The following is a 16,868-nucleotide window of genomic DNA, read 5'->3' as shown; positions in this document are numbered from 1 at the left end:
AAAACGGGCGGGTCTGACCTTGCCTCAATCCATTCGGTCGCCCCTCATTCGGGGTAGGAGAGACGCCAAAGCGAGATACGCATGCGATTGCAAGGTAGACCCCCATGAGAACTTCATTCACCTCACACGAGATCAAAATCACTTTTTGCACGGTCACGAGTTCACTCCTGCTGTGCTCATCCATGGAGGTGCAGGCCTCGTCTGTCGAGGATGAACCAACACTCTGGTACAACCAGGCACTGCCGACCCTTACCTTGCCCGCCGGCTCCGCCACGTATCCCGGCCGTTCACGCGTTAATCCCGACTTACAAAACTCACACCTGACGGTCGAAGACGCCGCGCCTTCGGAATGGGACCACGTCTATGGAAAGACCTCCCGACAGGCCCAAACCGACTATCTGGCCCAAGGTTCTACCATCCCCGGCGCCAGCGCATTCAAAGGCCCGGCGTTGCTGACCGTACAAAGCAACAGCGGCCATACCCAACGGGTCGGACTGATCGGCGGCACCACCCAACTGCAGGGCAATGACAACGGCCTGCTGACCAGCCGCGCCCTCGCCGATCCCGGCCATGACATGCTCAACCTTGAAGGCCAGAGTCTCGGCGCCTACTGGAGCCTGACCGGCCCACAAGGCTGGCACGTAGACTTGAGCGCCAGCGGTGGCCGGGTCAACGGTTACAGCCGCAATGACCAGGGCGCGCGACAAGCCGCCGAAGGCAGCGCGGTGATATTGTCGGTGGAAGGTGGTTTCCCGATTGGTCTGGGTAATAACTGGGTGATCGAACCCCAGGCGCAGTTGATCAATCAACGCATTACGCTGGATACGCCCTATGCGGGCTCCGGCAACGGCTCATCCAGTGACATGTCGTCCTGGAGCGGCCGGGTCGGTGCGCGCTTGAAAGGCAGCTACGATATTAACGGCCTGCCCGTCGAACCGTATGTGCGCACCAACGTGTGGCACACCGTGTACACCGGCAATACCGTGAGCCTGGATCAGGTCGACAAAATCAGCAGCAGTCGCAAATCCTCGACGGTGGACGTGGGTCTGGGTTTGGTGGCCAGAGTGACGCCTTTGGTCAGCCTGTATGTCAGCGCCGATTACAGCAGCGATGTGGATGACAATGATTTGAACGGGTTGATTGGCAGCCTTGGGGTGCGGATGCGGTGGTAACGAGGACTGAAGGGATGTGTTGTGAATTCTGACGCCATCGCGAGCAGGCTCGCTCCCACATTGGTCTTGTATACGACGACAATCCAATGTGGGAGCGAGCCTGCTCGCGATAGGAGCGACGCGGTTTTAGATCAGCCCTCCGGACGCAGAATCAACACTGCCAACGGCGGCAGATTCAATTCCAGGGAGAGGGCCTGCCCATGGCTCGGTTCTTCGTCGGTGAACACTCCACCGCCGTTACCGTAGTTGGACCCGGCATAAGTGTCGGCATCGCTGTTGATCAATTCGACCCAACGCCCGGCAAACGGCACGCCGATGCGGTAGGCCTGTCGCGGCACCGGGGTGAAGTTGGCCACCACCAACACTGGCCTTCCGTCCTTGCTCCAGCGCAGCCAGGCGTAGACGCTGTTGACCGCATCGTCGCCGATCAACCACTGGAAGCCTTGCGGCGCATCGTCCTGATCGTGCAGCGCCGGTTCTTCTCGATACAACCGATTCAGGTCACCGACCAGTTTGCGCACACCCTGGTGTTCCGGGTATTGCAGTAAATACCAGTCCAGTTGCTGATCGTGATTCCATTCACGCCACTGACCAAATTCGCAGCCCATGAACAACAGCTTCTTGCCGGGATGCGTCCACATGAAACTCAGATAAGCCCGCAGGTTGGCAAACTTCTGCCAGCGATCGCCGGGCATCTTGTCGATCAGCGAATGCTTGCCATGCACCACTTCGTCGTGAGAAATCGGCAGGATGAAGCGTTCGGACCAGGCATACATCAGGCCGAAACTCAGCTCGTTGTGATGATGGGCGCGGTACACCGGATCCTGCTGGATGTAATGCAGCGAATCGTGCATCCAGCCCATGTTCCACTTATAGGCAAAACCCAGCCCACCCTGCTGCGTGCTCTGGCTGACACCTGGCCACGCCGTGGATTCTTCGGCAATGACCAGCGCGCCCGGCGTTTCCAGGGCCACCACGTCATTGAGATGACGCAGAAAATCAATGGCCTCCAGATTCTCCCGACCGCCATGACGGTTGGGCACCCACTCGCCGGCCTTGCGCGAATAATCGCGATACAGCATCGACGCCACCGCATCCACGCGCAAGCCATCGACGTGGAAATGCCGGAGCCAGTGCAGCGCCGACGCCAGCATATAGCCATGCACCTCGGTGCGGCCCAGGTTGTAGATCAGCGTGTCCCAGTCCTGGTGAAAACCTTCCTGCGGGTTGCCGTACTCATACAATGCGGTGCCGTCGAACTGCGCCAGGCCGTGAGTATCGGTGGGGAAATGCGCCGGCACCCAATCGAGGATCACGCCGATCTCGGCCTGGTGACAGGCATTGACGAACGCGGCGAAGTCATCCGGCGTGCCGTAACGAGCGCTCGGGGCGAATTGCGACAGCAGTTGATAACCCCAGGAGCCACCGAACGGATGCTCCATGATCGGCATCAGTTCGATGTGGGTGAAACCCAGTTCCTTCACATAAGGAATCAGCCGCTCGCCCAACTCATGCCAGGTGTACTGACGGGCGACCTCGCCCAAGTCATCCAGCTCACATTGCCAGGAACCGGCATGCAATTCGTAAATCGACAGCGGTGCGCTGGTTCGCTGACGCTCGCCCCGCGACCGCATCCAGGCGTGGTCCTGCCATTCTATCTTCAGCGGTGAGGCGACTTTCGATGCAGTGTCCGGCGGCAGAGCGGTGGCGAGGGCCATCGGGTCGGCCTTGAGCGGCAAAATACCGTGGGCGCCAAGGATTTCGTATTTGTAGAGCTCCCCCGCTTGCAGGCGCGGAATGAACAACTCCCAGACACCGGTAGGGTGACGCAGACGCATCGGATGCCGACGACCGTCCCAAACGTTGAAATCGCCAACCACTGAGACCCTTCTGGCATTCGGCGCCCACACGGCGAAGCGCACACCCTCGACGCCATCGACCGTCTTCATCTGCGCGCCGAGGCAACTGCTCAAGTCCCGGTGATTGCCCTCGGCGAACAGGTACAAATCCATCTCGCCGAGTAACGGGCCAAAGCTGTAAGGGTCCTCGGCGAGTTGCTCGCCACCGGCCCAACGGGTTCGCAACAAATAGGGCCGAGCCCGCTCGAAATGCCCCACAAACAGCCCCGGCGTTTGCGTGGTCTCAAGGCTGCCGAGCTCTTCCCCGGATTCCTTGTCCACCACCTGCACGCTCAAGGCGTCGGGTAGATAGGCGCGAATGAATTGCCCGCCAGCGCCATCGCCATGCGGGCCGAGAATTGCAAAGGGGTCTTGGTGCTCGGCGCGTACCAACGCATCGATATCCCGCGCCCTGGGCAGCAGCGCCTGTTCAACGTGCCCCTGTTCCTTGTTCGAGATACTCATGACTACTCTCCACCAAGATCGGAAAAGGGTTTGAGCCCACTCAATAACCCGTACAAACCGTGCAACGGCACGGGCAGCCAGGTGGGGCGATTTTCAGCCTCATAGGCCACTTCATAAGCCGCCTTCTCCAGACCGAACAACGCCAGCGCGGCGTCCTCGCCTTCAGGATCTTGCCATGCATGAGCAAGACTAGCTGCCGCCAGCCGATAAGCGTCGACAAATGCTTGCCGCGCCTCTTCCAGATAACGATCGGCGACCCGCTGACGCGCTGCCTGGGCCTCGGCGGTGTTATCGACGTTATGCACGTTGATCGTCATCGCCGCGGCGTAATCGAAGGAGCGCAACACACCGCTGACATCTTTGTAAGGGCTGTGTTTGCCTCGGCGTTCATGCAGCGGCCTCGCCGGTTCGCCCTCGAAATCGATCAGATAGGCATCACCCTTGATCACCAGCACCTGCCCCAGGTGCAAGTCACCATGGACGCGAATGCGCAGGCCACCCGCCGCTTTCTTACCCAACTCCTGAACATGGCTGATGATGGTTTTTTTGTTGTCCAGCAAGCGACTGACCAAGGCCTGGTCCGCAGCGTTCAGTTCAGTTTGATGCTGCTGGAGCAACTTCAGGGCATGTTCCAGTTGCGCCGCCACATCCTTGGCCGAAGCCAGGGCGTCTTTCTGGGTAGTGATCTGTGGGGCGAAGTCCGGGTTGGCGCTCGGGGACGCCAGCACCTGATGCATTTCCCCCAGGCGCTGGCCGAGCATGCCGGCAAAATCCTTCAGCTCGCCGAGGGCGTTGTAGTGCTGCTCCTGCTCGGACACAGCATCGGCGAGTTCATCGCGAAGCGCCCGTTCGAGGTTGTTCTGGGTCCACTCCCACGCGTCGCCCTGATTGCTCAAGTAACCTTGGGCGATCATCAGCAGCGTGTCCTCGCCTGCCGCGTTGCGACGAGTCACCGCGCCCAGCAGCGGCGAAATATTCTGGAAACCGGCATGGGTCAGGTACGCACTCATTTCCAGTTCCGGGTGCACCCCTGACGCGACCTTGCGGATCAGTTTCAGCACCAGGCTGCTGCCGATGACCACCGAACTGTTGGATTGCTCGGCGGACAGGTAGCGCACCTCCGACTCGGCCGTCAGGCCAAGCCTGGTCAGTTCGTCGGTCGGCTCGAAGCGAATCTCGCCACCGTCGGATGACAACACCGTGCCGGCCTGTATGCCCTGCAACACGGCATGAACGAAGCTGTCGAGGCTGAAGGCATCGGTGATCAAGCCGACCTGACGCCCACGCCGGACCCTGGCCAGTGCCAGCTGCTGCGGCAACGCCGCGCCGACCTGCTCCTCGGAGATAAAACCGAATGGCAACTGATAACGGCTGGTCTGGCCGCCGCTGGTGACGTCGATTTCACCCAGTAACACCGGATGCTGCGGGTCGCCGAAACGCACGCCATAAGCGAGGTTGACGTTGTCGATGACGCCGTCCTTGCCGGCGTACCAGCGGCGATTCTGCAACCAGCTCGGCAGAATGCCCTGCTCCAGGGTGTGGCGGGACGGTGCTTCGAGCAGCTCTTCCATGCGTTTCTTCAGCACCAGGGTGGTGAAGTCCGGCAGGCTTTGCGCCGGTTCCACGTGCCAGCTCGGCATTTGGTTTTCCGCCGCCAGCCCGAACCAATAGAAACCGTAAGGCGCCAGCGTCAGCAGGAAATTCAACTGGCCGATGGGCGGGAACGCATTACCGCCGAGCATCTCCACCGGAACCATGCCGACGTAAGCCGACAGATCCAGTTCCGCCGCTTGCGCGCTGCGGGACACGTTGGCCACGCACAAAATAATCTCGTGCTTGCCGTCCGGGCCGGTGAATTCGCGGGTATACGCCAGAATCCGTCGATTGCTCGGTGAGAGCATCTTCAGCGTCCCGCGGCCGAAAGCCTTGGACTGCTTGCGCACCGCGAGCAGGCGTCGGTTCCAGTTCAACAACGAATGAGGGTCGCCGGCCTGGGTTTCGACGTTGACAGACAAGTAGCCGTAGAGCGGGTCCATGATCGGCGGCAGCACCAGGCTGGCCGGGTCGGCACGGGAAAAACCGCCGTTGCGGTCGATCGACCACTGCATCGGCGTGCGCACACCGTCGCGATCGCCCAAGTAGATGTTGTCGCCCATGCCGATTTCATCGCCGTAATACAGGGTCGGCGTGCCGGGCATCGACAGCAGCAGGCTGTTAAGCAGTTCCACGCGGCGGCGATCACGTTCCAACAACGGCGCCAGACGCCGGCGAATCCCCAGATTGATTCGCGCCCGACGGTCGGCGGCGTAGTAATTCCACAGGTAATCGCGCTCCCGATCGGTGACCATTTCCAGGGTCAGCTCATCGTGGTTGCGCAGGAAAATCGCCCACTGGCAGTTGGCGGGGATTTCCGGGGTCTGCCGCAGGATATCGGTGATCGGGAAACGATCTTCCTGGGCCAGCGCCATGTACATGCGCGGCATCAACGGGAAGTGAAAGGCCATGTGGCATTCGTCGCCGTTCTGGCCGCTCGCGTCGGTATTACCAAAATACAGCTGAGTGTCTTCCGGCCACTGATTGGCCTCGGCCAGCAGCATGCGATCGGGGTAATTGGCGTCGATCTCGGCACGGATCTGCTTGAGGACGTCGTGGGTCTCGGGCAGGTTTTCGTTGTTGGTGCCGTCGCGCTCGATCAGGTACGGGATCGCGTCCAGCCGCAGACCGTCGATGCCCATGTCGAGCCAGTAACGCATGACCGACAGCACCGCTTTCATTACCTGCGGGTTGTCGAAGTTCAGGTCCGGCTGGTGGGAATAGAAGCGGTGCCAGAAGTATTGACCGGCCACCGGGTCCCAGGTCCAGTTGGACTTCTCGGTGTCGAGAAAGATGATGCGAGTGCCATCGTATTTCTGATCGTTATCGGACCAGACATAGAAGTCCCGGGCCGCCGAACCGGGCTTGGCCTTGCGCGCGCGCTGGAACCACGCGTGCTGGTCCGAAGTGTGGTTGATGACCAGTTCGGTAATCACCCGCAGTCCGCGTTTATGGGATTCTGCAATGAAGCGCTTGGCATCGGCCATGGTGCCGTAGTCAGGGTGCACGCCACGGTATTCGGCGATGTCATAGCCATCGTCGCGTCGTGGCGAGGGGTAGAACGGCAACAGCCAGATGGTGTTGACGCCCAGATCGGCAATGTAATCGAGTTTGGCGATAAGGCCGGGAAAGTCGCCGATCCCGTCGTTGTTGGAGTCGAAAAAAGACTTAACGTGAACCTGGTAGATCACCGCATCCTTGTACCAGAGCGGGTCCTTGATGAAGGTGGCTGACCTGGGTTTCTTCGCCATTTGTAACTCCTGTTGAATTCTCTGCACATCTTTCGAATGTGCTAATCCTCCGTAGGAGCTGCCGAAGGCTGCGATCTTTTGCCTTTAAAAGCGAAGATCAAAAGATCGCAGCCTTCGGCAGCTCCTACAGGGTTAATCGCCTGCCGTCGGAGCTGCGCAGCGCACTCAAGCGGCGGTAATCCTCCAAATCCCGAACGGCAGATGCCACGGTTCGATCCGCATGAACTGGTACTTGCCGTGCCAGGTCCAGCGGTGGCCGTTCATCAAGTCCTCGCCCTGGGTACTCGCATCGTCGGGCAGGCCCATTTCCCACAGCGGCAATTCGAAATTCGCCTCCTGGGCGTGATGCGGATCAAGGCTGACCGCCACCAGAATGAAATTGCTGCCGTCTACGCTGCGTTTGCCGAAGTACAGAATGTTGTCGTTCCAGGCGTTGTAGACCTTCAGGCCCAGGTGCGTGTGCAGCGCCGGGTTCTGCCGGCGAATGCGGTTGAGCTGGGCGATTTCGGCAATGATGTTGCCCGGCGCGTTGAAGTCCCGTGGGCGGATCTCGTACTTCTCGGAATTGAGGTATTCCTCCCGGCCCGGCACCGGTGCCCCTTCACACAGCTCAAAACCCGAATACATGCCCCACAGCCCTGAGCCCATGGTCGCAAGCGCCGCACGAATCAGAAAACCGGGGCGCCCGGATTCATGCAGGAACGCCGGGTTGATGTCCGGCGTATTGACGAAAAAATTCGGCCGGTAGCATTCACGCCACGGCGAGTCGTTGAGTTCGGTGAAATAGGTCGCCAGCTCACTCTTGGTGTTGCGCCAGGTGAAATAGGTGTAGCTCTGGGAATAACCGACCTTGCCCAGGCGCGCCATCATCGCCGGCGTGGTAAAGGCTTCGGCCAGGAAGATAACTTCGGGGTACAACGCCCGCACATCGGCGATCAGCCACTGCCAGAACGGCAATGGTTTGGTGTGAGGATTGTCGACGCGAAACAGCTTCACGCCCTCCTTGACCCACCCGGCCACGATGTCGCGCAGCTCGATCCACAGGCTGGGAATCGCGTCCACGGCATAGAAATCGACGTTGACGATGTCCTGGTATTTCTTCGGCGGGTTCTCGGCGTATTTGATCGTGCCGTCCGGCCGCCAGTTGAACCAGCCCGGGTGCTGTTTGAGCCACGGGTGGTCCTGGGAACACTGAATCGCAAAGTCGAGGGCCACTTCCAGCCCATGCTCGGCGGCGGCCGCGACGAGTCGGCGGAAGTCCTCGCGGCTGCCCAGTTCCGAGTGAATCGCCTCATGCCCGCCCTCTTCACTGCCGATGGCGTAAGGACTGCCCGGATCGTCGGGGCCGGCGATCAATGAGTTGTTCGGGCCTTTGCGGTAGCTGCGGCCGATCGGGTGGATCGGCGTGAAGTACAGCACGTCGAAGCCCATGTCCTGGATCGTCGCCAGCCGCGAATGCACATCGTTGAAGGTGCCGTGGCGCGCCGGATCATCAGTGATCGAGCGCGGAAACAATTCATACCAACTGGCGAATTGCGCCAGCGTGCGCTCCACCTCCACCGGGTATTCCGGGCTCAGGCTCAAGAAGGGACGATGGTCGGCCTGAGCCATCAAGTCCGCGCTGCGTTGGTGCAGAAACAAGGCGACTTGCTCGGTTTCGAGCAGACTGGACAGCTCATGGTGCAACGCCGCCAGTTGTTCACTGAGCGGGCCTTCGGAGCGTTCGGCTGCCTGCTGGACGTGCGTGCGCCCTTCCTGCAATTCCAGGCTGACCGAAACGCCGACGGCGTGTTTTTTCTCCAGCTCATAACAAAAACTGGCGAACTGATCGATCCAGGCTTCGAGGCAGAACACATAACGCCCCTGCTTCTTGACACGAAACTGGCCCTGCCAACCGTTATTGCCCAGTTCGGTCATCACCTCGCTCTGCCAGGTTTCGTCGCCATCAGCACGCCAGCGGATGCGCACGGCCAATTTGTCGTGACCGTCGGCAAACACTTTACTGGTCACCACCACGTCCTGATCAATCACGGCTTTAACGGCGAATTGCCCGCCATTGAGGGTCGGCATGGTGTTTTCGATCACGATCCGCGGCAGCAGTAACGCCTGCGACAGCGGTATATGCGGGTTGTAGCTCAACTCTGTGGGTTTCTCAGCGGTCATCGAGCATCTCTCCTTAACGCCCCAAGGACGCTCTTGTGCCTGGTCGTCGTTCACACGAAGCGATCTGCCCCGGCATGAACTCACTTAAGTTCCGAACAGCAGGCGCCGGTAAAAGTTCAGAGGGACTTGCCAAGTCTTTCGGGGAATCAAATTCCCTGAGTACGGGTCAATCAACTTAAGCACGACTCACGCCATCTGCCACTGGAGACTGTTTCGATGAGTATTCCTATCCCCGCCGAGACACCCGATCCGAACATCGATGAGCCGACAATTCCGCCCATACCCCCAACCCCGCCGACCGAACCCGGCCCCATCCCCGAGCAGGAACCGCCAGGCACCAGCCCGCCACCCCGGGAAGAGCCGCCGAGCACCCAGCCGCCGGAGATCGTGAGTCCGTAAACTGCATGAAGGCTCAATTACGGGTTTCGATCCTTTTCAATCTGGCGCACGACGATAGGCATCACACCGAGAATCACCAATGCCAGCAACGTACTGAGCACCGCCGTCGCCTCGCGGCCCATTCCGGCCGAAACACCAATGGCCGCCGTCATCCACAAACCGGCAGCGGTTGTCAGGCCTTTGACATGGCCCTCATCGCCATCGGTGTTTTTCAGGATAGTCCCGGCGCCGAGAAAGCCGATGCCGGCGATCACGCCCTGCACCACGCGGCTCATGGCATCGGCTTGGGATCCTGACATCTGCGGCACCAGTACAAACAACGCCGCGCCCAGCGCCACCAGCATGTGGGTGCGCACCCCGGCGGCCTTGCCCTTTTGCTCACGTTCGAAACCCAAAATGCCGCCCAGCAAGGCGGCCATCAGCAAGCGCACCGTAATACGCGTCAGCTGTGAAGCATCGCCAATGTCGGCGAACTCCGCTTGCAGCGTCACCCAAACCTCGTGCCACCAAGCGTCCATGGCGCAGTCCTTGTGATGATTTAATGACTCGATAGAGGATGGACCGCATCCACCATTAATCGGTTGCACAGAACGATGATCGGCGGATGCGCCCTAACACTTCAGAATCCGCAGAAAAAAGGACACCTCCATGACTGTGCGCATCGAAAACCAGACCTGCTTCTTCATCACCCAAAACGGCGAAGAAATCCGTTTTTGCTCCGACGTGACCATCCTCACCGACGGGGAAAAATCCATGTCGGCGGTCGACCTCGACGACCAGCGCATCTACATCACCGAAGCAGAAGCCGATGCATTGACCGTAGCAGGCGCAGTGGACGGTCGCCGACATTTGAAGGCCACGGACAGTGATTCGGTGATTTGACTGACCCGCATCAACACACGCCGCAGACGCTTGGCATAGGTGTTTGCGGCCAGCCGTTGCGGGTGCATCAAGTTGTCGCAGGCTGCTGCTGGAAACTCATCTGATCCGCTTTTTATTGCTTTAGCTGAGCCTGTTATGCAAACAGATCGCTGGTCATAGTGCTCAGGCCTGATGGAGGCTGATGAGCGAAAGACCATGAGCGATAGAATCCCCGTCCGAACCGTTGAACCGGCCTCATTTATAAAAAACAATGAGCCTTTGCGCCCAAAGATAAAGGCCAAGTCCAGCGACAACCTGATCCACACCCGCAGCTTCACGGGTTTGTTCCGCACCCTGCGCATGAGTGGCGCTGGGGTTCTGTTTCTGTTGTTTTTCGGCACGGCATGGCTGAACTGGGGTGGCCGCCAGGCGGTGCTCTGGGACCTCTCCGAAAGCAAATTCCACATCTTCGGCGCAACCTTCTGGCCACAGGATTTCATCCTGCTCTCGGCGCTGCTGATCATCGCCGCGTTCGGCCTGTTTGCGATCACCGTGTTCGCAGGCCGGGTCTGGTGCGGTTACACCTGCCCGCAGAGCTCCTGGACCTGGATCTTCATGTGGTGCGAGAAGCTCACCGAAGGCGAGCGCAACCAGCGGATCAAGCTGCAAGCCGCACCCTGGGGCCTGAACAAACTGATCCGTCGTTCGGCCAAACACACCCTGTGGCTGGCGATCAGCCTGCTCACCGGCCTGACCTTTGTCGGCTACTTCACACCGATCCGTCCGCTGGCCGAAGAACTGCTGACCTTGCAGGTCGGCGGTGTCAGCCTGTTCTGGGTACTGTTCTTCACCGGTGCCACGTACATTAACGCCGGTTGGCTGCGCGAAGCGGTGTGCATGCATATGTGCCCGTATGCGCGGTTCCAGAGCGTGATGTTCGACAAGGACACCCTGACCATTTCCTACGACGTGGCCCGCGGCGAAAACCGTGGCCCGCGCAAACGTGAGGTGAAACCTGCCGAAATCGGTTTGGGTGATTGCATCGATTGCCAGTTGTGCGTGCAGGTCTGCCCGACCGGCATCGACATCCGCGACGGCTTGCAGATGGAATGCATCGGTTGCGCCGCATGCATCGACGCCTGTGATTCGATCATGGACAAAATGGGCTACGCCCGTGGGCTGATCAGCTACACCTCGGAGCATGAGTTGCAGGGTGGCAAGACCCATCTGCTGCGCCCGCGCTTGATCGGTTATACCGCCGTGCTGCTGGTGATGATCGGCGCCCTCGCCCTGGCGCTGGTGGAACGGCCGATGGTGTCGCTGGACGTCAGCAAGGACCGTGGCCTGTTCCGTGAGAACAGTGAAGGCCAGATCGAAAACATCTACAGCCTGAAGGTCATCAACAAGACCCAGCAACCTCAGGACTATCGATTGACTCTGGTCGATGGCGATGGCTTTCAGCTGCAAGGCAATACCGAACTGAGCCTGGCCCCCGGTGAGATCGTCGATGTACCGGTATCGGTGGCCATGACCACGGATCGCCCGAGCAGCAGCTCGCAGACCATCGGTTTCAAGATTGTCGACAGCGATGAACCGGACATCTACAGCGTGGCCAACAGCCGGTTTGTTGCGCCTATCAATCGTTGATCCCTTAGACTGCGGTGCTGCCATTCGCGAGCAGGCTCGCTCCCACAAGAACAATGCAATACCTGTGGGAGCGAGCCTGCTCGCGAAGAAATCACCTCGATTTTTCTGAATGACACCAAACCAGGCACTCGATGAAACGCTACGAAAAATTCGCCGATGACATCGCTGAACTGATCCGCTCCGGCGTCCTCGGTCCCGGCCAGCGGGTGCCATCGGTGCGCTACGCCAGCCAGACCTACGGCGTCAGTCCATCGACAGTGTTCCAGGCCTATTACCTGCTCGAACGCCGTGGCCTGATCCGTGCCCGGCCGCGTTCCGGCTATTTCGTTAATGCGCATGCACCGAGCCCGTTCTCGGAGCCGGTGATCAGCAGCCAGGTCAACGAGTCCACCGAAGTCGACGTCAGCGAACTGGTGTTCTCGGTGCTGGACTCGATCAAGGACCCGAACACCGTGCCCTTCGGTTCGGCGTTTCCCAGCCCTACGCTGTTCCCGCTGCAACGCCTGTCCCGTTCACTGGCCAGTGCCGCCCGGGAAATGGACCCGCGCATGGTCGTCACGGACATGTCGCCGGGTAACCCGCAACTGCGTCGACAAATCGCCCTGCGCTACATGGTCGGCGGGCTGATGTTGCCCATGGAAGAACTGCTGATCACCAATGGCGCCCTCGAAGCCCTGAACCTGTGCCTGCAAGCGGTGACCGAACCCGGCGATCTGGTGGCCATCGAAGCCCCGGCGTTCTACGCTAGCCTGCAAGTGCTTGAACGGCTAAAGCTCAAAGCGGTTGAAATTCCCGTGCACCCGCGAGACGGCATCGACCTCGGCGTGCTTGCCCAGACGCTGGAACGGCATCCGATCAAGGCCTGCTGGTGCATGACCAGTTTCCAGAATCCCATGGGCGCGACCATGCCCGAGGCGAAGAAGCAGGAATTGGTGGAACTGTTGCGCAGCCATCAGGTGCCGCTGATCGAAGACGATGTCTACGCCGAGCTCTATTACGGGCAACAGGCGCCGAAACCGGCCAAGGCTTTCGATACCGAAGGGTTGGTGATGCACTGCGGTTCGTTCGCCAAGAGCCTGGCCCCCGGCTACCGCATCGGCTGGGTCGCTGCCGGACGGTATGCGCAAAAAATCGAACGTTTGAAACTGATGACCTCGCTCTGCGCCTCGATGCCCGCCCAGGCCGCCATCGCCGACTACCTGCAACACGGCGGCTACGACCGGCACCTGCGCAAACTGCGTTACGCCCTGGAGGAACAGCAAAGCGCCATGCTCGCCGCCATCGCCCGCTACTTCCCGGCCCAGACCCGCGTCAGTCAGCCAGCGGGAGGGTACTTTTTGTGGCTGGAACTGCCGCCGCAGATGGATTCGTTGAAGTTGTTCCAGATGGCATTGGCGCAAGGGATCAGCATTGCGCCGGGGCCGATTTTTTCACCGACCCAGCGGTTTCGAAATTGCATTCGGTTGAATTACGGCAGCCCCTGGACTGAAGATTCGGAGAAGGCGATGGAGACGTTGGGGCGGATTGTGCGGTCGTTCTGAAGGTTTGATGTTGTCTGGAGAATTGCCATCGCGAGCAAGCCCGCTCCCACAAGGTGCAATGTTGAGAACACGATTGTGTTCACACCGCAGCACACTGTGGGAGCGAGCCTGCTCGCGATGAGGCCAGAACAGACGGCGCCAACCTTAAGGATTAGCGCCCACCACCAAGGTCAACAAAAGTCCCCGTCGCATAAGAAGCCTTATCCGACAACAACCACACAATCGCCTCAGCCACTTCATCCGGCCGCCCACCCCGAGCCATCGGGATCGCCGACTCCAGCTTGCTCACCCGATCCGGATCACCGCTCAATGCATGGAAATCGGTGTAGATGTAGCCCGGCCTCACGGCGTTGACGCGAATCCCCTCGCCCGCCACTTCCTTGGACAGGCCGATGGTGAAGGTGTCCAGCGCGCCTTTGGACGCTGCGTAGTCGACATATTCGCTGGGGGCGCCCAAGCGGGCAGCAACCGACGACACATTGACGATGCTGCCGCCCTGCCCACCATGTTTGGGTGACATGCGCAGGATCGCGTGTTTGGCGCAGAGGATCGGCGCCAGGACGTTGGTCTTGAGGATTTTCAGAATACGGAATTCGGACATTTCGTCGATCCGCGACTTTTGCCCGACAGTGCCGGCGTTGTTCACCAGCGCCGTGACCCGTCCGAGTTCGGTGTCTACGCGGTGGAACAGACCGATCACTTCGTCTTCGATGCTGACATCGGCGCGCACCGCAATGGCTTGGGCGCCGAGTGCGCGGACTTGTTCCAGCACACTGTGCGCCGCCTGCTCGTCGGACTGGTAGTTGATACAGATCCGATAGCCCTGCTCTGCGGCCAACAGGGCCGTGGCGGCGCCAATTCCGCGGCTGGCACCGGTGATGACGATGACTTTGTCCATGCTGGCATTTCCCCCGTTACAAGCGTATGCAGTCGGGGCCAAGAATAACCGCCATTGGCAGGTTTTGCATGGGCCTGCGTCAATTCCAATGACACAAACCCAAGGGGCGGACCTTGTAGGAGCGAGGCTTGCCCGCGAAGGCGGTACATCAAGCAACAATGATGTCGACTGACACACCGCCTTCGCGAGCAAGCTTCGCTCCTACAGGGGTTGCCCCCCGCCACAGGGGTCTATCAGCCGGCAGCCAATTGCTCCCCCCGGTGAATATCTGCCATGAAACGATCGGCCGGCAACGGATGCCCCAGCAGGTAACCCTGCAACGAGTCGCAGCCCAATTGGGTCAGGAAGTCTTGCTGGACATCGGTTTCCACCCCTTCGGCGACGATCCGCAAGCCCAGCGCCTGGCCGAGGGCGACGATGGCCGAGACGATGGCCGCGTCATCGCTGTCGTGTTCCAGATCACGGACGAAACCCCGGTCGATTTTCAATTCATTGGCCGGCAGGCGTTTGAGGTACATCAAGCTCGAATAGCCGGTGCCAAAGTCATCGATGGACAGGTCAACGCCCATTTCCGAGAGTTCCTGCAGCACCGTCATGCTCGCATCAGCGTCGCTCATGGCAGTGGTTTCGGTGATTTCCAGGGTCAGGCTGTTGGCCGGCAAATGGTGAGTGGCCAGGGCCTTGGCGACGCTCTGCACCAGCCCGGCATGGCAAAACTGCAAGGCCGAGAGGTTCACCGCGATGCGCCAATCGGTATAACCGAGCACGTACCATTCGCGCATCTGACGACAAGCTTCGTTGAGCACCCACTCGCCGATCGGAATGATCAGCCCGGTCTTCTCCGCGAGGTCAATGAACGTGTCCGGCTGCAGCATGCCTTGGGTCGGGTGCTCCCAGCGCAGTAAAGCCTCGGCACCCACCGGTCGGCCATTGCCGGCGTCGAACTTGGGTTGATAGTAGAGGCTGAACTGCTGCTGATCGACGGCGTTGCGCAGGTCTTGCAGCAACTGCAGCTGTTTGCGCGCGTTGCTGTTCATCGAGGCGTCGAAGAAGCGGTGGCCGTTTTTCCCGGCGCCCTTGGCGTGGTACATCGCGGCGTCGGCGTTCATCAGCAACTCCTCGGCGGTCTGACCGTTGCCCGGATAGAGCGCGATACCGACGCTGGCGGAAATCTGCAAGTCATGTTCCGCGACCCGGAACGAGCGCGCGATCAGCCCCACCTGTCGTGCCGCCAGGTTCAGCGCATCATTCGGCTCGGCGAGCTGCACCAGCAACACAAATTCATCACCGCCGATTCGCGCCAGGGTGTCCTGGCTGCGCAAATCTTCACGCAGGCGCAGGCCGACCTCACGCAGCAACTGGTCGCCCATGTGGTGTCCAAAAGCATCGTTGACCGGTTTGAAGCCGTCCAGATCAATGAACATCAACGCAAAACAGCCACCCTGCTCCTGCACCCTCGACATCGCCTGATCGATACGGTCGGCCAGCAACACTCGATTCGGCAGCCCGGTCAGGGTGTCGTGCAACGCCAGTTGGGTGAGTTCGCGATTGGCTTCGGTCAGCGATTGAGCGAGGTCGGCGGTGCGAGCTTCCAGGCGTGCATCGAGGATCGAGGTCAGCAAGGCAATGCTCAACACGGCAAGGGTGGTGATCAGAACAAGATTGTCCAGGCCCTCGCCGTTCAGGCCATCGGCCGCCGCGCCACAGAAACTGCCGTCGGCAAAGCGTGCCGCTGCCATGCCGGTGTAGTGCATGCCGACGATGGCGATACCCATGATCACCGCTGCACCGCCGCGGATCAGGCGCACATACGGCGCGTGCCGGCGCAGGCGAAAAGCGATCCACAACGCCGCGCCCGACGCGCCGACGGCGATTAGCAGCGACGCACTAAACAGTGCAGGGTCGTAATCGATGCCCGGCTGCATGCGCATCGCGGCCATGCCGGTGTAATGCATCGCACTGATGCCAGCGCCCATGACCAGCGCGCCGAATGCCAGCTGCCAGGCCGGCAGTTGTGGCTGGCTGACCAGCCACAGAGCAAAACCGCAGGACAGGACTGCAATCAATAGGGAGAGCGCCGTGAGGGTCGCGTCGTAGCCCAGATCGATCGGCAATGTGAACGCGAGCATGCCAATGAAATGCATCGACCACACACCGATCCCCATCGCAAAAGCGCCGCCCGCCGTCCACAGATGCACCGCCCGGCCCTTGGCCGTGGCGATGCGACCGGTGAGGTCGAGCGCGGTATAAGAGGCAAGTATCGCCACACAGAGCGATATGAAAACCAGCGTAATGGAATAACTACCGATGAGCATGGGACTTCTCGCGACCGCCCCCGTGCTGCATTCATACTCGGGGAGCAAAGCGGCGATTGTACTGATTCCGCGGACGAACGCATCCACAAAGTCATCAAAAGGCCATCAAGACGATGAAACGTTTGTAGCAGCTGCCGAGCCTGCGAGGCTGCGTTCGGCGGCGCA

At 60.2% G+C, this 16,868-nt stretch carries 11 protein-coding genes; 5 read left to right on the top strand and 6 right to left on the bottom strand.

All coding sequences use genetic code 11. The annotated features are described in order from the left end of the window. Positions 1-104 precede the first annotated feature (104 nt). Positions 105-1,172: an autotransporter domain-containing protein gene (locus ACYZT2_RS13925; protein WP_461964762.1), complete on the top strand. Its 1,068-nt coding sequence runs from the start codon at positions 105-107 to the stop codon at positions 1,170-1,172. Positions 1,173-1,303: 131 nt separating this feature from the next. Here the strand turns inward: ACYZT2_RS13925 and glgB are convergent, their stop codons facing one another. The 3 genes from glgB to ACYZT2_RS13910 all read right to left on the bottom strand — a co-directional run bounded on the left by glgB (position 1,304) and on the right by ACYZT2_RS13910 (position 9,042). Beyond that, a complete protein-coding gene (gene glgB / locus ACYZT2_RS13920; protein ID WP_461972966.1) occupies positions 1,304-3,535 on the bottom strand; it encodes a 1,4-alpha-glucan branching protein GlgB in 2,232 nt (743 codons plus the stop codon). Positions 3,536-3,537: 2 nt separating this feature from the next. Then, positions 3,538-6,879, bottom strand: coding sequence for a maltose alpha-D-glucosyltransferase (treS, locus tag ACYZT2_RS13915; RefSeq protein ID WP_461972964.1), 3,342 nt, complete (start codon positions 6,877-6,879; stop codon positions 3,538-3,540). Between the two features lie 165 nt (positions 6,880-7,044). After that, positions 7,045-9,042 (bottom strand): alpha-1,4-glucan--maltose-1-phosphate maltosyltransferase, encoded by a 1,998-nt coding sequence (locus tag ACYZT2_RS13910; protein WP_461972962.1) that lies wholly within the window; start codon positions 9,040-9,042, stop codon positions 7,045-7,047. Positions 9,043-9,258: 216 nt separating this feature from the next. On the opposite strand from ACYZT2_RS13910, the gene ACYZT2_RS13905 reads away from it, so the two are divergent. Further along, a complete protein-coding gene (locus ACYZT2_RS13905) occupies positions 9,259-9,441 on the top strand; it encodes a hypothetical protein (RefSeq protein ID WP_461972960.1) in 183 nt (60 codons plus the stop codon). Between the two features lie 17 nt (positions 9,442-9,458). Here the strand turns inward: ACYZT2_RS13905 and ACYZT2_RS13900 are convergent, their stop codons facing one another. Further along, on the bottom strand, positions 9,459-9,959 hold the full coding sequence (locus tag ACYZT2_RS13900; protein ID WP_461972958.1) for an MgtC/SapB family protein: 501 nt from the start codon (positions 9,957-9,959) through the stop codon (positions 9,459-9,461). Between the two features lie 130 nt (positions 9,960-10,089). On the opposite strand from ACYZT2_RS13900, the gene ACYZT2_RS13895 reads away from it, so the two are divergent. The 3 genes from ACYZT2_RS13895 (at position 10,090) to mapR (ending at position 13,490) form a co-directional block, all read left to right on the top strand. Beyond that, positions 10,090-10,323, top strand: coding sequence for a DUF3203 family protein (locus ACYZT2_RS13895; protein ID WP_461972956.1), 234 nt, complete (start codon positions 10,090-10,092; stop codon positions 10,321-10,323). 195 nt (positions 10,324-10,518) lie between these two features. After that, the gene (gene ccoG / locus ACYZT2_RS13890; protein WP_461972954.1) at positions 10,519-11,949 is read left to right on the top strand and encodes a cytochrome c oxidase accessory protein CcoG; all 1,431 of its coding nucleotides are present in this window, start codon (positions 10,519-10,521) and stop codon (positions 11,947-11,949) included. 131 nt (positions 11,950-12,080) lie between these two features. Then, on the top strand, positions 12,081-13,490 hold the full coding sequence (mapR, locus tag ACYZT2_RS13885) for a GntR family transcriptional regulator MpaR (protein ID WP_048397653.1): 1,410 nt from the start codon (positions 12,081-12,083) through the stop codon (positions 13,488-13,490). Positions 13,491-13,641: 151 nt separating this feature from the next. On the opposite strand, the gene ACYZT2_RS13880 is transcribed toward mapR, so the two are convergent. Then, positions 13,642-14,388, bottom strand: coding sequence for an SDR family oxidoreductase (locus ACYZT2_RS13880; protein WP_007901312.1), 747 nt, complete (start codon positions 14,386-14,388; stop codon positions 13,642-13,644). A gap of 233 nt (positions 14,389-14,621) precedes the next feature. Next, entirely contained in the window at positions 14,622-16,703 is a 2,082-nt protein-coding gene (locus tag ACYZT2_RS13875) for a putative bifunctional diguanylate cyclase/phosphodiesterase (protein ID WP_461972951.1), read from the bottom strand. Between the last annotated feature and the right edge of the window lie 165 nt (positions 16,704-16,868).

The sequence above is a fragment of the Pseudomonas sp. MDT1-85 genome, assembly GCF_054898065.1.
Note: the sequence above shows the minus strand (reverse complement) of the source record. Positions and strands in the feature narration are given on the sequence as shown.